The organism is Pseudonocardia sp. Cha107L01, from assembly GCF_052566575.1.
This window is the reverse complement of sequence record NZ_CP199579.1, coordinates 723,304-741,905: the sequence shown is the minus strand read 5'-3', so window position 1 is coordinate 741,905 and position 18,602 is coordinate 723,304. Positions and strand designations below refer to the sequence as shown.

Here is an 18,602-nt window from a genome sequence, read left to right as displayed (position 1 = left end):
CGGCGTGCGTACGCGCTGTGCAGAAAGGCCCGCAGTGACCGGTGAGCGATTCATCCCGTTCCGCAAGACGAACATCGTCACGATGTGCGCGGACGAGGTACCCGCCGAGGAGAGGGAGTCGTTCGAAGGCTTCGCCGAGTTGCTGGCCAGCCTGTTGCACCATGAGTTCCGCGGCAGGCTCGAAGCCCTCAAGGACTCCTACTACCCGTTCAACCCGGACGCCGACACGCGCACGATCGGCGAGCTGAGCGCGGACGAGCGCCACCAGGCGCAGCAGCGACTGGTCGACGAGCTCTCCGAGCTGGCCGAGGCCGCGAACTTCGAACGCATCAGCACCGACGACCTCAACCGCGCGTTCGACGAGGAATCGTTGGTGAAGGTTCGCCTCGAAGCCGACTTCGACGACTTCGAGCAGGTCCTGTTCTACCGTCGCGGTGAGCACACCAGCCAGGAAGAGGTGAAACACCTCTTCGGGCTGCGGCGGCGGACGATCGAGTTCACCAACTACGCGAAGGTCCTCGTCTACGTGAAGTTCAAGGACGCGGCCCACTTCGAAGCAAACGGCAAGAAGGTCGACGACCTGCTGTTCAAGCCGGCATCGACGATCATCAAGCTGTTCCAGGACGTGCCGCGCGCCGACCTCGAGATGCTGTTCCCCAATGCCCGGGTACGGATGCGCGGCATCGACAAGCTCCTGATCGGCGTTCCCGCGGTCATCTCCGGGATCATCATCGTGGTCACCAAGCTCATCGCGGCGCTGCTCCCGCTGTTGTTGCTGCTGGGGTTCTGGCTCGGGGTACACCGGGAGCCCGTCCAGCTCGATCACGGCAAGCTGCTCGCGATCGTGGCCGGCCTGGCGGCATTCGGCGGCTACCTGGTGCGTCAGTTCAGCACGTTCAAGAACCGCAAGATCCAGTTCATGAAATCGCTGTCCGAGAACCTCTACTTCCGCAACCTCGACAACGACGCGGGCGTGTTCCACCACCTGCTGGATGCCGCCGAGGAGGAGGAAGTCAAAGAGGCCATACTGGCCTACCACTTCCTGCGCAACGCCGAGCGGCCGCTGACCGCCGAGGAGCTGGACGGGCGGATAGAGGGCTGGTTCGCCGACAAGTGGGATGCCACCTTCGACTTCGAGGTCGACGACGGCGTGGGCAAGTTGCGCCGACTGGAACTGGTCGAAGAGGACGAGCAGGGGCGGCTGAGCGCGGTGACGCTGGATGAGGCCAAGCGCCGCCTGGACGAGACCTGGGACAACCTGTTCACCTACAACGCGCAGCCGAGGGCGGCCAAGGCCTGAGGCACTGCCGCGACGGTGGAGGGCGCTTGCGAGACTGGGCTCGTGGCCGTGGTGCGCGCTGGGGTTCTCGACGTCGCCTACGAACGGTACGGCGACCCGCAAGGTTGGCCGGTCGTGCTGCTGCACGGCTTTCCCTACGACCCTCGGTGTTATGACGAGGTGGCGGGACCGCTCGCCGAGGCCGGCGCGGACGTGGTGGTGCCGTACTTGCGCGGCTACGGCCCGACGCGCTTCGCCGACGCCGAGACGATGCGGTCCGGTCAGCAGGCAGCGCTCGCGCACGACCTGCACGAGTTGATCGACGCACTGGGGCTGCACCGGCCGGTCGTCGGCGGCTTCGACTGGGGCGGGCGAGCAGCCTGCCTCGTGGCGGCACTGTGGCCGGACTCGGTGTCCGGGCTGGTGACGGTCGACGGCTACAACGTCCAGGACATCCCGCACGCGAGCACCCCGGCACCGCCGGAACGCGAGAGCGCCTACTGGTACCAGTACTACCTGCACGGCGAGCGAGGACTCCGGGGCCTGCGGCAGTACCGCGCCGAGTTCACCCGGTTGCTGTGGCGGCAGTGGTCACCGCGCTGGTCGTTCACCGACGAGCAGTTCACGGCCACCGCGGCGTCGTTCGACAACCCCGACTTCGTCGACGTCGTCGTGCACAGCTACCGCCATCGCTACGCGCTGGTGGCCGGCGATCCGGCCTACGAAGCGACCGAGGAACGCATCGCCCAGCAGCCGGTCATCGCCGTGCCCACGGTCGTGCTCGACTCCGCGCACGACGGGCTCGGGCCGCCGCCCGCGCCCGGCGAGCACGAGGACCACTTCACGCGGCTGGTCGCCCATCGTCTCGTCGACGCCGGTCACGATCTTCCACAGGAGAACCCCACCGCATTCATCGAGGCAGTGCTGCTGTTACACCGGGTGTAACCCGGGTGCCGGCAACACCACATTGCTCACGCCCGCCGCCGCGAACCTAGTGTTCGATTCTGCCCGGGATGGTGCCGACGCACAGGAGGGCCGATGGCTACGCGCCGCAACCCCACGGTCGCCATACCGGTGGAGTTGCGCTCGGCAAGCTAGATTGACGTACTGCGCGTTCAACGCGGTCTGCGGCCCCAGGCGGTGATCATCGGGGAGGTGGCGAGGTCGAGTTTCCCGGCGCGGACGTTGGCCAGGTGCTCGTCGATTTCGCGCACCGTTGCGATGCCGCCGCCGACGAGCCGGTCTCGGATCTGCTCGACGGTTGCCCGCTCCAGTTCATTGCCGGCGCTTCCGGTCATCGGGAAGTACGCGTCCGCCATGACGTCGACCAGCCCCTCGGCCCGCAAGCGCCGCGGCAGCGTCCGTCCGTAGCCCAGGTCGACCTCGCGCTGCGCCAACAACTGACGAAATCCGTCCTTCAGCCGGTTCGCGAGTTGCTGAGCGGGGCCGGTCTCGTCCGGGCAGACCAGCGGTTGTAGCGCGGGGTCTGCCTCCTCCACCACCAGCCAACCACCGGCACCCAACGCCGAGGCCATCGCCGCCAGCGCCCGATCGCGGTGCGGGACGTGCACCAGCAGCAAGCGGGCGTGCACAAGATCGAACGGTCCCTCCGGCGGCGGGTCGACCCCGACGTCGTGACGTCTGACCTCGTAGCCCGGGGCGGACTCCAGCCAGGCAGTGTCGATGTCGGTGGCGAGCACTCGACCGTCCGGTCCCACCCGCCCGGCCAGCCAGGACGGCACGGACGATCCGCCGGCACCCACCTCCCATACCCGCCAGCCCGAGCCGAGCCCGAGTGCCTCCAGATGGCGGAATGTCGACGGGTTGAACAGCTCCGCCAGCGCATCGAACCGCTGACCCGTCTGCGCCTGCCGGTTGTCGAGCAGGTACTCCTCCCCAGGTGCCACCCGATGATCGTCTCCATCACCCATCAGCCCTCGCAAGGGGATCGCTCTGCGCGAGCCACGGCCGCAACGCCTGCCTCGGGCGCCCCACGTGCTGCGCGCAATCGCAAGATCAAGGTTTCAGATTCACCCGAAAACGGGTAACCGCACGGCAACATAGCCTGGGCTTGGACCACGGGGCGTGCCTAAGGTGAGGAAGCAATGCGTGCGACGCGGCTCCGGTCCGCTGTAGGGCTGGCCGTGGCGAGTGGTCACCAGCGCGGACCGGGCGCTGCCGTCCGGCGTGGGTGACAGACCAAAGGCGGTCTCCACCATGAGGGATGTACACCGACTCGAGCCGACTTCCGGGGGCCCAGCCAAGGGCACGGTGCACGCGGCATGGGAACGGTTCGTACAAGGCGAGGATCACGTCCGGGGGGTGCGGCCCGAAGTGGCGATCTCCTGGCACCGCTGCCGGGAGCAGTACCGGGTCGACCCGCACCTCACCGAGGCGCCGGTGGCCGTCGTGGAGGTCGACCACACGCCCGAACACGATGTCGTATTCGCTGAGCTGGGTTTTCGGGCCGCCTCCATCGCACATGAGGTTGGCAGCCTCAGTGGCATAGTCACCGTCACCGATGCCACTGGGCGGATCCTGGGCGAGTGGGGCGACCCGGCCACACTTGCCATAGCCACCGCCGCCAATCTGGCGCCCTGGTTCTGCTGGTCCGAGTGCGCGACCGGCACGAACGGCATGGGCACGGCGCTCGAGGCACACGGTCCGGTGCTGATCAGGGGCGCGGAGCACTGGTGCCAGGCGTTCCACAACTGGGTCTGCGCCGGCGTCGCGGTACGTGATGTGGTGACCAGGGAGCCGATCGCGGTGCTGAACATCTCGTGCTGGCGCAGCGAGCTTCCCGCGTCCGCGGGAAGCTGGCTGGCGAATGCGGTCACCAAGACCCAGTGCACGCTGAGAAGGCGCGCCCGGGACAGCGGCGCCGAGTTGGTCGCCGCATACACCCAGGCCAGAGCTCACTCCAGCGCGGCACTGGCCGCCGTGGACACCGCGGGCAAGGTGGTGATCGCCGACGACACGGCAAGCGTGCTCATGGGCGTCCCTGCCTCGACCCCGGCGGTCGACCCCACGCTGCGCTGGAACCCCGGGCTGCCGGAACTGATCGGAGCCGCCCGGTATGCCAGTAAGCAGGCAGCCCACCATCCTGACTGGGTCGGCTCGACGCAGATCTTCACCCACCTCGCCGACGAGCCGACGCCGATCACCATCCGACCCGTCTTCCTGTCCGGACACCTGATCGGGAACCTGGTCTCGTTCGGTACCTCCGATGGGGAGCAGTTGCCCCACGCGGAGGCGTCCGCGCACCCTCGGGCGCAGCCGCGCCGACTGGTCGCGATGCGCGACAACCGGATGGTGCTGCTGCGGCTGTCGGAGGTTTCCTACGCTGAATCGGAGGGCAACGACGCCTGGCTGTCCACCGATCAGGGGCGATTGCGAGCCGCTTCTCAGGGCCTGGACAAGCTCGACAGCGAGCTGGCGGATGCCGGTTTCCTGCGGGTGCACCGCCAGTATGTGGTCAATCTCAGCCGCATCCGGGAGATCGAGCGCGGGCTCAAGGGCGAGCTGTTCCTGGTCATGGATGACCAGACGAACAAGATGGTGCCGGTTTCCCGGCGGAACGCGCCAGCCGTGCGCCGGGCGCTGGACATCTGAGTTCCTGAGTACAACCTCGTCCCCCGGAAGGAGTTCCGTGTCTGACAGCCCTGACGCCGCTGCTCAGAAGAACAACCGAGACCCGGGTGCGGGTGCGCTCGGCGTCCGGCCGCACACCGCCCCGTACAGCGAGATCCTCCGGGCCGCCGCCGCTGGGAGCCCGGCCGCCCACCGCGGCCACCCGACCGGGGGCGCGGGCAACCGTGACTGGTGGCCCAACCAGCTCAACCTGAAGGTGCTCCGGAAGCACTCCGCTGTGGCCGACCCGATGGGTGAGGACTTCGACTACGCCGCCGCGTTCAACACCGTCGACCTCGACGCGCTGGCCAGGGACGTCGACGAGGTGCTCACGACGTCGAGGGAGTGGTGGCCGGCCGACTTCGGTCACTACGGGCCGCTCGTGATTCGGATGGTGTGGCACTGCGCCGGCACGTACCGCATCCACGACGGCCGTGGCGGCGCCGGCGCCGGCATGCAGCGCTTCGCGCCGCTGAACAGCTGGCCGGACAACCGCAACCTCGACAAGGCGCGGCGGCTGCTCTGGCCGGTGAAGGAGAAGCACGGCCGAAAAATTTCGTGGGCCGATCTGATGATCTTCGCGGGTAACCGCGCCCTGGAGTCGATGGGCTTCACGACCTTCGGCTTCGCCGGTGGCCGGGCGGACGTCTGGGAGTCCGACGAGGACGTCTACTGGGGTCCCGAGCGCGCCTGGCTCGGCGACGAGCGCCACCGCGGCGTCCGGGACCTGGAGAACCCCCTGGCCGCTGACCAGATGGGCCTCATCTACGTCAACCCGGAGGGCCCGAACACCGTCCCGGACCCGTTCACCTCGGCCCGCGACATCCGCGAGACGTTCCGGCGCATGGCGATGAACGACGAGGAGACCGTCGCGCTGATCGCGGGCGGGCACACGTTCGGCAAGACCCACGGCGCGGCCGACCCGGAAAAGCACCTCGGCCCCGAACCCGAGGGCGCCACCCTCCAGGAGCAGGGACTGGGCTGGAGGAACAGTTACGGCACCGGGAAGGGCACGGACACCATCTCCAGCGGGCTCGAGGGAATGTGGACCCCCACCCCGACCACGTGGGACAACAGCTTCTTCGAGACCCTCTTCGGCTACGAGTGGGACCTGGAACTGAGCCCCGCCGGACTGTGGCAGTGGATTCCGAGGGACGGTGCCGGGGCCGGCACCGTGCCGGACGCCCACGACCCGTCGAAGACACACGCCCCGACGATTCTGACGACGGACCTCGCGCTGCGGTTCGACCCGATCTACGAGCCGATCTCGCGGCGCTTCCTGGAGAACCCGGACCAACTGGCGGACGCGTTCGCCCGGGCCTGGTTCAAGCTGACGCATCTCGACATGGGCCCGATCCAGCGCTATCTAGGGCCGCTGGTCCCGTCGGAGGCGCTGATCTGGCAGGACCCGGTCCCGGTGCTCGACCACGAACTGGTCGGCGCCGAGGAGATCGCCGGTCTCAAGGCCCAGGTCCTCGCCTCCGGGCTGTCGGTCGCGCAGCTCGTTTCCACCGCGTGGGCGTCGGCCTCGACGTTCCGCGGCAGCGACAAGCGTGGCGGCGCGAACGGGGCCCGGATCCGCCTCGAGCCGCAGCGGAACTGGGAGGTCAACGACCCCGACACGCTGGCGCAGGTGCTGCGCACCCTGGAAGGCATCCAGCAGTCCTTCAACGCCTCCCAGACCGGCGGCAAGCAGATCTCCCTCGCCGACCTCATCGTGCTCGGCGGGTGCGCCGCGGTCGAGCAGGCCGCCAAGAACGCCGGCCACGACGTGGCTGTCCCATTCACCCCGGGGCGTACCGACGCCTCGCAGGAGCAGACCGACATCGAGTCCTTCGTCGCACTCGAGCCGACCGCGGACGGGTTCCGCAACTACCGGGGCAAGGGCAACCGACTCCCGTCGGAGTACCTGCTCATCGACCGCGCGAACCTGCTCACCCTCAGCGCACCCGAGATGACCGTCCTCGTCGGCGGCCTGCGCGTACTGGGCGCCAACACCGCACGGTCCCCACTGGGCGTCCTCACCTCGACGCCCGGATCGCTGACCAACGACTTCTTCGTCAACCTGCTCGACATGGGCACGCAGTGGTCGGCGCGGGCCGGGTCGGGGTCGATCCCGGCGACCTTCGAGGGCCGCGACCGCGCCACCGGCGAGATCAGGTGGACCGGCAGCCGCGTCGACCTCGTCTTCGGCTCGAACTCCGAGCTGCGGGCGCTCGCGGAGGTCTACGCGAGCGACGACGCGAAAGAGAAGTTCGTGCGTGACTTCGTCGCCGCATGGGACAAGGTCATGAACCTCGACCGGTACGACTTGACCTGACCCTGCCTGATCTTGTGCCCGGCGCTCAGCTGGTGGCGTACCGGGTACGAACGGTAGCTGGTGGCGTACGAACGGCATCGCTAGTCCGCACCCTTGTCGGCGTGATTTCGCCGGCGTAGGGTCCTGCTTGATTGTAGATTTGCGATCAGGCGTCGGACAATGCAATTAGTTCGATGCGATGTTGTCTCATGTAAATATGATGACGTAATCACCCCTGGTGTTCAGCCAGCCGCGATGGGCCACCGCGATCGCGACCGATTCGATAAAGATCGTACAGGGATTCGGGATGAGGAGGTGAGGCCCGATGACAACTGCGCAGGAGCGAGCTGACCTGCTAGGTAAGATCGGGTTGGACGCGCAGAATAAGGCATCGATTGGTCAGGTGCTGGGGACCGGAAGGATTGGGCAGGCCACGGAGAGATCCGATGGTCGAATGGAGGCGACAATCCGGATCCGGCCAGATGAGTTGAGCTGGGATCCTTCAATTCTCGTCGTGCCCCACGGGGGTGATATCGAGCTCGAGCTCATCAATGATGACCTGAACACGCACTGCGCTCTCTTGCCGAGCAATGGCGACAGGAAATTCATCTGGTTGGTGAACCATTCGCGAGGAAGGGCGACCCTCAACCTCGACGGCCCTGGCTATTACTGGTTCAGCTCGCCCACCGGAAACGACGAAGGCCGCGGCCTGACCGGCGCCATCGTCGTGCTGGGGGACGTTCCGCCCGAGGCCCGCCTCGACCGCCCCGACCAGCCACGGCCGTAGAGAGGAGCAGGACATGACCGTCGAATACGTAGACGCGGGCGAGGCCATCGACCAGGGGACGCTGAGCGGCAAGCACGGGACCGCGCCGCCGGTGGTCGCCGACGTCACCTACGAGCGCATTCTCGACGCCCGCTCGGAGCCCGAGAACTGGCTCACCTACTACGGTGCCTACAACGGCCAGCGGTACAGCCCGCTGGACCAGATCAACACGGAGAACGTCAAGCGCATCGGACCCGTCTGGATGTTCCAGGCCGGCACGAGCGGCATGATCGCGGGCGCGTCGACCTACGCGTTCGAGGCCACCCCGATCGTCGTGGGCGGGGTCATGTTCGTCTCCGGTTGGGACGGGTGGCTCTGGGCCCTCAACGCGACGACGGGTGGGGAAATCTGGCGGTACAAGCACGCGGTGCCCTTCGACGTGTCGCTGTGCTGCGGGAACGTGAACCGCGGCGTCGCCGTGGCCAAGGGCAAGGTCTTCATGGTCACCGGCAACGCCCACCTGCTCGCGCTCGACGCCACCACCGGCAAGAAGCTCTGGGACAAGACCTACGGTGACGTGCGGGCCGGGGAGAGCGCCACGGTCGCCCCGCTGGTCGTCAAGAACATGGTGATCGTCGGAAGCTCCGGTGGAGAGTTCGGCGTGCGCGGCCACCTGGACGCGTTCGACATCGACAGCGGTGAGCACCAGTGGCGCAGCTACATGGTGCCGAAGCCCGGGGAGCCCGGCTCCGAGACCTGGCCCGCCGACGGCGAGGCCTGGGCACGGGGTGGCGCGAACCCGTGGCTCACCGGGACCTTCGACCCGGAGACCAACCTGCTGTACATCGGCACCGGCAACCCGGCGCCCGACTTCGACGGAGCCGTGCGCGAGGGCGACAACCTGTTCACCGACAGCATCGTCGCGGTGGACGTCGACAGCGGGCAGATTCGCTGGCACTACCAGTGCACCCCGCACGACGTGTGGGATTACGACAGCATTTCGGAGTGCATCCTGTTCGAGTCGGACGGGCGCAAACTGCTCGGGCACTTCGACAAGAACGGCTACTTCTTCGTCGTGGACCGCACGAACGGTGAGTTGGTCCAGATCACCCCCTTCGTGGACCGCATCACCTGGGGCGCGATCACGCGGGACGGCCAGGTGACCGCCAAGGTGTACCCCGACGAGGAAGGCGTGCCGGTCCACTTCTACCCGGGTCCGGCCGGCGCGAAGGAATGGACCCACGCGTCCTACAGCCCGAAGACCGAGCTGTTCTACGTCCCGGTCCAGGACGTAGGGGCCACGGCAACCCGCCGGCGCCGGGAGTTCAAGGAGTCCATCCCGTACTGGGGCGCTGGCGTCAACGTGGACCTCGAGGACATGACCGGGTCCGTCAGCGCGTTCGACGCCGGAGGCGAGGAGAAGTGGCGCTGGCGCGCCAAGCTCCCGATGTGCGCGTCGACGCTGGCCACGGGTGGCGACCTGGTGTTCGCGGGAGAGCCCTCAGGGGAGTTCAACGCCCTCGATGCCCGCACCGGGGAGCAGCTGTGGCGGTTCCAGTGCGGCAGCGGCCACCACAGCAGCCCGATGTCGTACAGCGTCGACGGCCGGCAGTACATCGCCGTGCCGGTCGGCTGGGGCGGGTGGGCCGAGGGGTTCCTGCCCGGCATGCTCGGGGCCGGCCACGGCAGCGCCCTGATCGTCTTCGCCCTCCCGGAAACGCCGTAGTACCGCGGAACCTGCCGGAATCTGGCAGAGAGGAGGTGGATCAATGGAGTCTCAGCTCGCCGTGTGGGAGACGCCCGAGTTCGACGAGATCGCAGTCGCGCCTGAGGTGACCATGTACGTGGCTCAGTTGGAGGACTAGCGATCGAAGGGCGCCGGGCATCCGTGTCCGGCGTCCTTTCGAACGTCTGGCCTCGGGGTCGGAAAGGGAGGGTCAGGATGTGGTTGCGGGTGCTGGGTTCGGCGGCGGGAGGCGGGTTCCCGCAGTGGAACTGCGGCTGTCCGTCCTGCCGGGCGGTCCGCGACGGGTCCCGGCCCTGCCGCCCCCGGTCGCAGTCGTCGGTCGCGGTGAGCGCCGACTACCGCCGATGGTTCCTGCTCAACGCCTCGCCCGACATCCGTACCCAGATCGAGGCCTTCCCGGCCCTGCATCCGCGCGCCGACCGGGGGACCCCGCTGGAGGCGGTGCTGCTCACCGACGCCGAGCTCGACCACACCCTCGGTCTGCTGCTGCTGCGCGAGGGGCGATCCGTCGTGCTGCACGCCACCGCGTCCGTGCGCGAGACGCTGTGCGGAGGGTCAGGGGTGCTCAGGACACTCGAACGCTACTGCCCGGTGGAGTGGCGGCCGGTCGTACCCGGAACGGACGTACCCCTCACCGGCGGGCTGTCCTACCGGGCGTTCGACGTCCCCACGACCAAGCGCGCGCGCTTCGGGCGCGGTGACGAGCCGGGGCGGGTCGTGGGGTACCGACTCACCGACGAGCGCACCGGGCGGGTGACGGTGTACCTGCCTGGCGTGCAGGATCTCGCCCCGGTGCGCGACCAACTTGACGGCTGCGCATGCCTGCTCGTCGACGGGACGTGCTGGCACGACGACGAGTTGATCCGGCTCGGGCTGGCCGGCAAGACGTCGCACGAGATGGGGCACCAGCCGATCGAAGGCCCCGGCGGCAGCCTCGAACAGATCTCGTCGCTGCCGATCGAGCGAAAGATCTACACCCACATGAACAACACCAATCCGATCCTGCTGGAGGACACGCCGGAGCGGCGTGCCGTGGCGGACCGTGGGATGGAAGTGGCCATGGACGGGCTCGAGGTAGAGGTCTAGTGCGCTGATGACGACGACAACAGAGACCGACGGCCTGGTCGAGGCGCTGCGCTCCCAGGCGCGGAGCTACCACGACCAACACCCCTTCCACGTCAGGATGAACGCTGGCCGGCTCAGCCGTCGCCAGATCCAGGGGTGGGTGGCGAACCGCTACTACTACCAGGAGAACATTCCGCGCAAGGACGCCGCGATCCTCGCCAACTGCCCCGACCTCGAGGTGCGTCGGCGCTGGATCCGCCGGATCATCGACCACGACGGCACCGCGAGCGGTGAGGGCGGCATCGAAGCCTGGCTGCGGCTGGGCGAGGCCGTCGGGCTGACCCGCGAGGAGGTGGCCGACGGGAGGCATCTGGTCCCCGGTGTCCGGTTCGCCGTCGACGCCTATGTCACCTTCGCCCGCACCAAGCCGTGGGTCGAGGCGGTGGCGTCGTCGTTGACCGAGCTCTTCGCGCCCGACCTGATGGCCGAGCGCCTGGCCGCGTTCGAGCGCCACTACACCTGGATCGACCCCGGTGGCCTGGCCTACTTCCGGGCCCGCCTGCAGCAGGCCCCGCGCGACTCCGAACATGCCCTCGAGGTGGTGACCCGGCACTGCCGCTCGGCCGACGACCAGGCGCGGGCGGTGGCCGCCCTGTCGTTCAAGTGCGACGTGCTCTGGAGCGTGATGGATGCAATCGACCGAGCTTATGCGGACTGACCGCGCCGTCGTCGAAGCGACGAGCCGTCCCGCGCTCGCGCCGCACGTCCGGTTGAGGTTCGACCGGTCGCGGTCGAACCACGTGCTGCTGGGCCCGGAAGAGGTCGTTGTGCTGAACGGGACGGGCGCGGCCATCCTCGGCCTGTGTGACGGCCGGCGGACGGTCGCCGAGATCGTGGCGGAGCTGCACGGGCGGTACGACCGGGTGGCCGACGGCGAGGTGCAGCGGTTCCTCGCGCGCCTGGTCGCCAAGCGATGCGTGGAGGTCAGCGATGGATAAACCCTTCGGACTGCTCGCCGAGCTCACCTACCGCTGTCCGTTGTCCTGTGCGTACTGCTCCAACCCGCTCAACCTCGCCGAGTACACGGACGAACTGAGCACCGAGGAGTGGCAACGGGTGCTGACCGAGGCACAGGAGCTGGGTGTTCTGCAGTGCCACCTCTCGGGCGGTGAACCGCTCCTGCGCCGGGACCTGGCGCGGATCGTCGCGACCGCCAGCGAGCTGGGTATGTACACGAACCTGGTCACCAGTGCGATCGGCCTGTCCCGGCGTCGGGCGGAGGAGCTCAGGGCCGCCGGCCTCGATCACGTCCAGGTCAGCATCCAGGCCGACGAACCCGCCCTCTCCGACCGGATCGCCAACACCCCGTCCTTCCAGCGCAAGATCGAGGCCGCCCGCACGGTCAAGGAGATGGGGTGGCCGCTCACGGTGAACGTCGTGCTCCACCGGCAGAACATCGACCGGGTCGCCGCCATTCTTCAGCTGGCCGAGGAGTTGGGCGCCGGCCGCGTCGAGCTGGCCAACACCCAGTACTACGGCTGGGGCCTGCTCAACCGCGCCGCGCTGCTGCCCAGCCGGGCGCAGCTGGAGCGGGCGGAGACGGTGGTCCGGGCCGCGCGCGAGCGACTGGCGGGCCGGATGGACGTCCTCTACGTCCTGCCCGACTACTACAGCCGGTACCCGAAGCCCTGCATGGGCGGCTGGGCCGCCCGACAGCTGACCGTGGCACCCAACGGCGACGCCCTGCCCTGCCCCGCCGCGCAGGCGCTGCCCCTTCCCCGGGCCAGCGTCCGGGAGGACTCCCTGTCCTGGATCTGGGCGGAGTCGCCGCTGTTCCAGAGCTTCCGGGGGACGGACTGGATGCCGGACCCGTGCCGGAGCTGCGACCGCCGCGAGATCGACTTCGGTGGGTGCCGATGCCAGGCGTTCCAGCTCACCGGCGACGCCGCCCGGACCGATCCGGTATGTCATCTGTCCCCCGACCACGAGCTGGTGGAGCAGGCGGTGCGCGCGGCCAACCACACTGGGCCCGGCCCGCACGGCAGGGGCATGCCGTCCGAGCTGGTACCCCGCCCGCACGCCTAGCGGAGTGTGCTGGGACCTGTCGGGTCGGCGACGAGGACCTGGGTGTCCCGTGCGGTGATGTCGACTGACTCACCGATGGTCAGCCGCGCGGCATGGACGCTGGGGCTGTCGACCTGGACGGTGAGTTCCTCGCTGAGCAGGACGCTGAGTCGGGTCGTGCCACCGAGGAAGGTCTTGTGCGCGACGATTCCGCTGCCGTGCTCGACCGGCTCCGCGGTGAGGCCCTCAGGTCTGATGAGCGCGTCGACGGTCGCACCGACGGACCGGCCGGCGACGTCGACCGGGGTGATGACCTGGCCGAGGACACGGATGCCGCCGGGGACCACTTCGGCGGGTAGTCGGTTCATAGTGCCGACGAACTCGGCGACGAACGCCGTGGAGGGTCGGGCGTAGAGCTCGCCGGGCGTGGCGATCTGCTCTAGGCGCCCGCCGCGCATGACTCCGACGCGGTCGGCCATGGACAGGGCTTCCTCCTGGTCGTGGGTGACGAACAGGGTGGTGGTGCCGAGCCGGGTCTGCAGGGTGCGGATCTGTTCGCGCAGTTGCAGACGGACCTTGGCGTCCAGGGCGGACAGCGGTTCGTCGAGGAGAAGCACCCGCGGTTCGATGGCCAGTGCGCGGGCGAGGGCGACGCGCTGTTGCTGGCCACCGGAGAGCTGGTGGGGGTAACGGGTGGCCCGTTCGGCGAGCCCGACCATGTCGAGCAGCTCGCCGGCCCGCGCGCGCCGGGCGGCGTTGTTCCGGCCGCGGACCCGCAGGCCGAACGCGACGTTGTCGAGCGCGGTCATGTTGGGGAACAGGCTGTAGTTCTGGAACACCATGCCCATGTCCCGGCGGCGGGTCGGCACGCCGCGCAGGTCGCCGCCGTCCACCAGCACCTGGCCGGAGTCGACCGTCTCCATGCCAGCGAGGACCCGCAGCGCGGTGGTCTTGCCGCAGCCGGACGGCCCGAGCAGCGCGACCATCTCACCGGGTTGGAGGGTGAGCGTGAGCCCGTCCAGCGCGCGGGTTGTGCCAAAGGAACGCCGCAGGTCGCGGAACTCGACCAGGGCACCCCCGGCGCCCCGCGCGGCCGCGATGTCGGTGGTCGGGGTGGTGGTGTCGCGTGAGGTCGCGGGAATGGTCATGACTCTCCCGGTGTCGAGGCGCGGTGGCCGCGGCGCGTGTCGATGAGTGAGATGAGGATGAGCAGCAGCCAGGTGCCGATGAGTGCCAGCAGTGACACCGCGACCGAGACGTGCGCGTTTTCCTGGTCGAAGACGACGACCCAGACCGGGAAGGTCTCGTACTGGTCGAGGCTGGCCATGGTGTACTCGCCGAGTACCAGCGCGACGGTCAGGATCGTGGCGGCGAGCAGCGCGGAGCGCAGGTTCGGGAGCAGCACGCGGAACGCCGTGGTGAACCATCCGCCACCGAGTGAGCGGGACGCTTCGACGAGGGTCTTGAGGTTCATCGCCTGCAGACCGGACGCCAGCGACCGGTAGGCGAAGGGCATGGCCAGCACCGCGTACTCCAGTGCCAGCAGGTACGGCGTGCCCTTGAGCGCTGCCGGCGCCACCTGCAGCACGCCGACGATGAGAACCACGGGCGGGATCACGATGGGCAGGATGGTGATGCCTTCGAACAGGCGCTGCACCTGAGGCAGGCGTAGGTGCACGTAGATCGCGGTGGGCACCATGAGCGCCAGGGTGATCAGGGTGGTGACCAGGGCGAGGTTGATGGACAGGCCGAACGCGTCGGCGAACCCCTGCTGGGCCGGGATTCCGCCGAAGACACCCAGCGAGACGCCCCCGGTGGGGGTCTGCACGGCGAACCGCAGCGCCGCGTAGAGCGGCACCAGGAAGTACACCCCGGCCGCCAGCAACACCACCCAACGGCCCCAGGACCGTCTTGCCGGCGCGGCGAGCACTCCCGTCCGGGCTGTCCCGGTATCCGTCACCGCAACCATTTGGAGGCCCTCCGCTGCAGCACTGAATAGATCACCATGACCACGGCGATGATCACGACCATGCCGAACCCGAGCGCCTTGCCGACGTTCTCCTGCCCGGCCAGCACGTTGCCGTTGAGGAACGTGCCGATCTGGATCGGCGTGATCGCCAGGCTGCCGCTGGTCAGCGCCTGCGTGGTGGCGTAGGCGGAGAACGCGCCGCCGAACAGCAGCAGCACCGAACCGAGGAACGCCGGGAGCAGCACCGGGCCGCCGACCAGCCGCCAGTACTGCCAGCCCGACGCACCGAGATTGTCGGCGGCCTCCCGCCAGGCCGGGCGCAGTCCCTCCAAGGCCGGAGTGATGACCAGCACCATCAGCGGGATCTGGAAGTACAGGTACACCAGGGCGATACCGCTGAACGTATAGAGGCTGAACCCGTGGTCGTAGGGGTTGAACCCGAGCCCCTTGAGCCAGTCGACGGCCAGGCCGCTGCTGCCGATGGTGGCGATGAACAGGAACGCCAGCGGTACCCCACCGAAGTTGGCGAACACCCCGGACGCGGTCGAGACCGCCCGCTTCAGCGCACCGCTGCGGCTGGTCTGCACCGCATAGGCGATGACCAGCCCCAGGACGCCGGGCACCACAGATGTGATCACCGACAGCTCGATGCTGGTGATGAACCCGTGCAGGTAGATGCCCTGGAACGCGATCTCGAGGTTGTTCAGGGTGAACCCACCGTCGTCCGGGTCCTGGAACGCCCCGATGACGATGGCGATGGTCGGCACGGCCAGGAACAGCCCGGCGTAGACGGCGAAGGGCAGCAGGCCGATCAGGGCGCCCGCGGCGCGTGGCAGCCGCGCCAAGGCCCGCTTGCCGCTGGCCGCGGTGTCGGTCGGGTCGGGCGGCAGCGCGGTTCTGGTGTCGGGAGCCATGGGTGTCAGCCGCTGGTTGCGGTGGTCCAGCCCTGCGAGACGAGGGCCTTGGCCTTGTCCTGCTGGGCGTCGGTCGGATAGCTCACGTCGCCGGCGGGGACGGCCGGGAGCTTGGCGTAGGCGGCCTTGTCGACCGTGCCGTCCTTGACCATGGTGTCGAGCAGGATCGGCCGGGCGGAGCCGTTGAGCCAGAGGTTCTGGCCCTCCACCGAGTACAGGTACTCCTCCCACAGTCTCGCCGCTGCCGGGTGCGGCGCGGTGGCGTTGATCGCCTGGCTGTAGTAGGCGGCGTAGCTGGCGTCGGACGGGATGACCACCTTCCAGGTCGGCAGCTGGCTGGCCACCGAGGACTCCTGCAGGTAGTCCCACCAGATCAGGATCGGGGTCTGGCCGCTCTGCACGGTGGCCGCCGACCCGGTCACCGGGACGAAGTTGCCGACCTCGCGCAGCTTCTTGAAGTAGTCCAGGCCGGGCTGGATGTTGTCGAACGAGCCGCCGTTGGCCAGCGCGGCCGCGTACACCGCGGCGAACGCCGCCCCTGCCTGGGTCGGGTTGCCGTTGATCGCGACCTGGTTCTTGTACTCGGGCTTGAGCAGGTCGGCCAGCGACGTGGGCGGCGTCTTCACCCGCGCGGGGTCGTAGCCGATCGCGACGTAGCCGCCGTAGTCGCTGAACCAGGCCCCGTCGGCGTCCTTGGCGGCGGCTGGGATGTTCGCCCAGCTGGCGACCTTGTACTTGGCGAGCAGACCCGCCTTGGCCGCCGACACGGCGAAGGACTGGCCGAGGTCGAGCACGTCCGGGGCGCGGTTCTGACCCTTGAGCTGCTTGACCGCGTTGATCTCGTCCTGGCTGGAGCCGTCGGGATTGGCGTTGTTGACGGTGATGCCGTACTTGGCCTGGAAGCTCTTGATGATGTTGCCGTAGTTCGCCCAGTTCGCTGGCAGCGTGATCGTGTTGAGCTGGCCCTCCTGCTTGGCCGCCGCGACGAGCGCGTCCATGCCGCCCGCCTCCTGCAGCGATGTCGCCGCGGCGAGTTTGGACGGTGCGGCGGAACCGGAGCTCCCGCCGGAGGAACCACAGGCCGTCAGCGCCACGGCCGCCGTGAGAGCAAGCGTGACGCTGGTGATTATCGTGCGCATTCGTTCTCCAGACCGTGCGGCTGCAGCGCCACCCCGCGTGCCGCTGCCCACCGTTGGGAGAGGCCCGACCCGGGCGGACGCCTGACTCGACGCAGCGTCAATGCCGATTGGAAACCGGGACGGACCAGTGCCTGTCCACGAGGTGATCGCTGGACCAACAGGCGGGGTTGACGACGACAGAGGTGTCCATCCCCGCTGTCCGTGTTGCCTGCGTGAAAGTTGAGGCGATCCCGCCGGATAACCGCCAGGCTGGAGGGCAGGATTTGGGCATGACGGACCCCGGCAGGTCGACGGTGGCGCACCTGCGCGAGAACGTCGCCGGCGCCGCGCTCGAGCTGCCGGCCGCTGCGCTCGCGGAGCTCGGTGCGTGTCCTGTCGAGGAGTCAGTGCGCACTTGATTTTCGCGCGCTGAGGGGCGCGCCGGCCCGGTAAACAAGACTTAACATCAAGACTTCCGGATTAGGTCGGGTCGGCGACGCGGAAATGTCGCGGCTCGGTAATCTCTAACAATGGACGCGACGGATGATGTGGACGGGGCGCAAGTAATGCTGCCGCGCCCCCGCGTGCAGCTTCCGGTCGAACTCAGTCCTGGCGTTCATCGGCGTCTCGCCGAATGGTGTCGCCAGACCGCCCGCGCGTTGGACGTGTCGGGTGTTGCCCGCTCCGACGTCATCGAGGTTCTCTTGGAGCACCTGGTGGAGAACGCGGACACCTCAGAAGCGGTTCGTCGCGGTCTGATCGCCCGGTTGGAGCGCGACGGCGCGGCGGCCCGCCCCCCGAGAAGGCTTCCGAACGCCGGCTAGTCCGTCAGGTGCCCGAGGTGGGATTCGGTGCCTCGTCGCCGCGCGACCTGGCCGCGAGGGCTGCGCGGAATCGCTGTTGGGCGCCCTGTTTGGTGGTGCCGTACACGGCTCCGATCCGAGCCCAGGTCGCGCCGCGGTGGCGCAGCTCGGCCACCACGGCCAACTCGAGCGTCTCGGCGGCCTCGCGCAGTCTCCGGGCGGCGGCCAGTGACTCCAGGGGGTCCTCGGTGGAGTCGAAGGCCTCGAGTGCGTGCCGTACCTGCTTGGCGGTCGGGCGTCCAGACACCGATGAAGATTAACGTGGCCCCACGGGGGGTCAACGACGCATTGACTGATGTCAATGGTACGTTGACTTCGGCAGTCAACGTTGGGTTGACCCGCAGGGGAGAGGAGGACCCGCTCATGTCCGTGGACACGATCCACCGCACACCGCACGACACCACCGCGGCAACGGCGACAACCGAGCTGACCGCGGCAGTCGAGGCTGTCACCGCGGCGCTCGCGGCGTTGCGCAAGGACAGCGGATCCGCTCCGGTGCGGCGGGCCATCGAGCACGCCACCGCCACCGTGGACGCGCTCGGCCCCGGTGTCACCACCGTCGTCCTGCGCCGGCTGATCGCAAGCATCGCGGACTGCCACCGCGACGGCGTCCACCAGTCGCCCCGGCTGGCGGTCTGCCGCCGCAGCACCTTGGTGGCGCTGCGCCTCGACCCGCGCTGGGCCCCGCTTGCCACCCCGGGCCAGGCCCGCGCCTCCTAGCGTCAGCATCGCGCGCCCGGCGACCCAGGTCCGTACGTGCCCGCCGCCGCTGATCGGAGGTGGCGCGCCGCTCGGTCACCGAATGTTCACGCTCCTGGTTCCTGACGTTGTGTACCCAACGGTTTGGGTGAGCGTTGGACCTCTGTGAGGGGCCACGAACGTTCAACC

At 68.7% G+C, this 18,602-nt stretch carries 20 protein-coding genes; 14 read left to right on the top strand and 6 right to left on the bottom strand.

Annotation, left to right across the window (positions count from 1 at the left end; translation table 11 throughout):
* Positions 1-34: 34 nt before the first annotated feature.
* Entirely contained in the window at positions 35-1,300 is a 1,266-nt protein-coding gene (locus tag ACTXG6_RS03485) for a TMEM143 family protein (protein ID WP_445186317.1), read from the top strand.
* Between the two features lie 42 nt (positions 1,301-1,342).
* Positions 1,343-2,224 (top strand): alpha/beta fold hydrolase, encoded by an 882-nt coding sequence (locus tag ACTXG6_RS03480; protein WP_445186316.1) that lies wholly within the window; start codon positions 1,343-1,345, stop codon positions 2,222-2,224.
* A gap of 170 nt (positions 2,225-2,394) precedes the next feature.
* Here the strand turns inward: ACTXG6_RS03480 and ACTXG6_RS03475 are convergent, their stop codons facing one another.
* The gene (locus ACTXG6_RS03475) at positions 2,395-3,186 is read right to left on the bottom strand and encodes a class I SAM-dependent methyltransferase (protein WP_445186315.1); all 792 of its coding nucleotides are present in this window, start codon (positions 3,184-3,186) and stop codon (positions 2,395-2,397) included.
* A gap of 310 nt (positions 3,187-3,496) precedes the next feature.
* On the opposite strand from ACTXG6_RS03475, the gene ACTXG6_RS03470 reads away from it, so the two are divergent.
* The 9 genes from ACTXG6_RS03470 to pqqE all read left to right on the top strand — a co-directional run bounded on the left by ACTXG6_RS03470 (position 3,497) and on the right by pqqE (position 12,871).
* Complete coding sequence (locus ACTXG6_RS03470) at positions 3,497-4,891, top strand: LytTR family transcriptional regulator DNA-binding domain-containing protein (RefSeq protein WP_445186314.1); 1,395 nt, start codon at positions 3,497-3,499, stop codon at positions 4,889-4,891.
* Positions 4,892-4,928: 37 nt separating this feature from the next.
* A complete protein-coding gene (gene katG, locus ACTXG6_RS03465; protein WP_445186313.1) occupies positions 4,929-7,229 on the top strand; it encodes a catalase/peroxidase HPI in 2,301 nt (766 codons plus the stop codon).
* Between the two features lie 304 nt (positions 7,230-7,533).
* The gene (locus ACTXG6_RS03460) at positions 7,534-7,995 is read left to right on the top strand and encodes an MSMEG_3727 family PQQ-associated protein (RefSeq protein ID WP_445186312.1); all 462 of its coding nucleotides are present in this window, start codon (positions 7,534-7,536) and stop codon (positions 7,993-7,995) included.
* 13 nt (positions 7,996-8,008) lie between these two features.
* Complete coding sequence (locus ACTXG6_RS03455) at positions 8,009-9,700, top strand: PQQ-dependent dehydrogenase, methanol/ethanol family (RefSeq protein ID WP_445186311.1); 1,692 nt, start codon at positions 8,009-8,011, stop codon at positions 9,698-9,700.
* 43 nt (positions 9,701-9,743) lie between these two features.
* Entirely contained in the window at positions 9,744-9,839 is a 96-nt protein-coding gene (gene pqqA / locus ACTXG6_RS03450; RefSeq protein WP_445186310.1) for a pyrroloquinoline quinone precursor peptide PqqA, read from the top strand.
* Positions 9,840-9,916: 77 nt separating this feature from the next.
* The gene (gene pqqB / locus ACTXG6_RS03445; RefSeq protein WP_445186309.1) at positions 9,917-10,807 is read left to right on the top strand and encodes a pyrroloquinoline quinone biosynthesis protein PqqB; all 891 of its coding nucleotides are present in this window, start codon (positions 9,917-9,919) and stop codon (positions 10,805-10,807) included.
* A 7-nt stretch (positions 10,808-10,814) separates the two neighbouring features.
* The gene (gene pqqC / locus ACTXG6_RS03440) at positions 10,815-11,504 is read left to right on the top strand and encodes a pyrroloquinoline-quinone synthase PqqC (protein ID WP_445186308.1); all 690 of its coding nucleotides are present in this window, start codon (positions 10,815-10,817) and stop codon (positions 11,502-11,504) included.
* On the top strand, positions 11,494-11,784 hold the full coding sequence (gene pqqD, locus ACTXG6_RS03435; protein ID WP_445186307.1) for a pyrroloquinoline quinone biosynthesis peptide chaperone PqqD: 291 nt from the start codon (positions 11,494-11,496) through the stop codon (positions 11,782-11,784). The genes pqqC and pqqD overlap by 11 nt, the downstream gene beginning before the upstream one ends.
* The gene (pqqE, locus tag ACTXG6_RS03430; protein WP_445186306.1) at positions 11,777-12,871 is read left to right on the top strand and encodes a pyrroloquinoline quinone biosynthesis protein PqqE; all 1,095 of its coding nucleotides are present in this window, start codon (positions 11,777-11,779) and stop codon (positions 12,869-12,871) included. Before pqqD ends, pqqE begins: the two co-directional genes overlap by 8 nt.
* On the opposite strand, the gene ACTXG6_RS03425 is transcribed toward pqqE, so the two are convergent.
* From ACTXG6_RS03425 to ACTXG6_RS03410, 4 genes are read right to left on the bottom strand one after another with little or no spacing between them, the layout of a single operon-like run.
* On the bottom strand, positions 12,868-13,998 hold the full coding sequence (locus ACTXG6_RS03425) for an ABC transporter ATP-binding protein (RefSeq protein WP_445186305.1): 1,131 nt from the start codon (positions 13,996-13,998) through the stop codon (positions 12,868-12,870). The two genes, pqqE and ACTXG6_RS03425, sit on opposite strands and share 4 nt — an antisense overlap.
* A complete protein-coding gene (locus ACTXG6_RS03420; RefSeq protein ID WP_445186304.1) occupies positions 13,995-14,810 on the bottom strand; it encodes an ABC transporter permease in 816 nt (271 codons plus the stop codon). The genes ACTXG6_RS03425 and ACTXG6_RS03420 overlap by 4 nt, the downstream gene beginning before the upstream one ends.
* Complete coding sequence (locus ACTXG6_RS03415; RefSeq protein ID WP_445186303.1) at positions 14,807-15,733, bottom strand: ABC transporter permease; 927 nt, start codon at positions 15,731-15,733, stop codon at positions 14,807-14,809. Before ACTXG6_RS03415 ends, ACTXG6_RS03420 begins: the two co-directional genes overlap by 4 nt.
* Positions 15,734-15,738: 5 nt before the next feature.
* Positions 15,739-16,872 (bottom strand): ABC transporter substrate-binding protein, encoded by a 1,134-nt coding sequence (locus ACTXG6_RS03410; RefSeq protein WP_445186302.1) that lies wholly within the window; start codon positions 16,870-16,872, stop codon positions 15,739-15,741.
* A gap of 269 nt (positions 16,873-17,141) precedes the next feature.
* Between ACTXG6_RS03410 and ACTXG6_RS03405 the strand changes: the two genes are divergently transcribed.
* On the top strand, positions 17,142-17,270 hold the full coding sequence (locus ACTXG6_RS03405; RefSeq protein ID WP_445186301.1) for a hypothetical protein: 129 nt from the start codon (positions 17,142-17,144) through the stop codon (positions 17,268-17,270).
* 111 nt (positions 17,271-17,381) lie between these two features.
* Entirely contained in the window at positions 17,382-17,675 is a 294-nt protein-coding gene (locus tag ACTXG6_RS03400; protein ID WP_445186300.1) for a hypothetical protein, read from the top strand.
* 4 nt (positions 17,676-17,679) lie between these two features.
* Here the strand turns inward: ACTXG6_RS03400 and ACTXG6_RS03395 are convergent, their stop codons facing one another.
* Positions 17,680-17,961, bottom strand: coding sequence for a hypothetical protein (locus ACTXG6_RS03395; RefSeq protein WP_445186299.1), 282 nt, complete (start codon positions 17,959-17,961; stop codon positions 17,680-17,682).
* 116 nt (positions 17,962-18,077) lie between these two features.
* Here ACTXG6_RS03395 and ACTXG6_RS03390 point away from each other — a divergent pair, with 116 nt between their 5' ends.
* Positions 18,078-18,434, top strand: coding sequence for a hypothetical protein (locus tag ACTXG6_RS03390; protein ID WP_445186298.1), 357 nt, complete (start codon positions 18,078-18,080; stop codon positions 18,432-18,434).
* Positions 18,435-18,602: the final 168 nt, after the last annotated feature.

Bases quoted from the DNA above. Each gene is read 5' to 3' on its own strand.
- pqqB (WP_445186309.1), top strand. From the start codon at position 9,917: ATGTGGTTGCGGGTGCTGGGTTCGGCGGCGGGAGGCGGGTTCCCGCAG.
- ACTXG6_RS03400 (WP_445186300.1), top strand. From the start codon at position 17,382: ATGGACGCGACGGATGATGTGGACGGGGCGCAAGTAATGCTGCCGCGC.
- ACTXG6_RS03460 (WP_445186312.1), top strand. From the start codon at position 7,534: ATGACAACTGCGCAGGAGCGAGCTGACCTGCTAGGTAAGATCGGGTTG.
- pqqD (WP_445186307.1), top strand. From the start codon at position 11,494: ATGCGGACTGACCGCGCCGTCGTCGAAGCGACGAGCCGTCCCGCGCTC.
- ACTXG6_RS03470 (WP_445186314.1), top strand. From the start codon at position 3,497: ATGAGGGATGTACACCGACTCGAGCCGACTTCCGGGGGCCCAGCCAAG.
- pqqE (WP_445186306.1), top strand. From the start codon at position 11,777: ATGGATAAACCCTTCGGACTGCTCGCCGAGCTCACCTACCGCTGTCCG.
- ACTXG6_RS03425 (WP_445186305.1), bottom strand. From the start codon at position 13,998: ATGACCATTCCCGCGACCTCACGCGACACCACCACCCCGACCACCGAC.
- pqqC (WP_445186308.1), top strand. From the start codon at position 10,815: ATGACGACGACAACAGAGACCGACGGCCTGGTCGAGGCGCTGCGCTCC.
- ACTXG6_RS03405 (WP_445186301.1), top strand. From the start codon at position 17,142: ATGACGGACCCCGGCAGGTCGACGGTGGCGCACCTGCGCGAGAACGTC.
- ACTXG6_RS03415 (WP_445186303.1), bottom strand. From the start codon at position 15,733: ATGGCTCCCGACACCAGAACCGCGCTGCCGCCCGACCCGACCGACACC.
- pqqA (WP_445186310.1), top strand. From the start codon at position 9,744: ATGGAGTCTCAGCTCGCCGTGTGGGAGACGCCCGAGTTCGACGAGATC.
- ACTXG6_RS03410 (WP_445186302.1), bottom strand. From the start codon at position 16,872: ATGCGCACGATAATCACCAGCGTCACGCTTGCTCTCACGGCGGCCGTG.
- ACTXG6_RS03455 (WP_445186311.1), top strand. From the start codon at position 8,009: ATGACCGTCGAATACGTAGACGCGGGCGAGGCCATCGACCAGGGGACG.
- ACTXG6_RS03390 (WP_445186298.1), top strand. From the start codon at position 18,078: ATGTCCGTGGACACGATCCACCGCACACCGCACGACACCACCGCGGCA.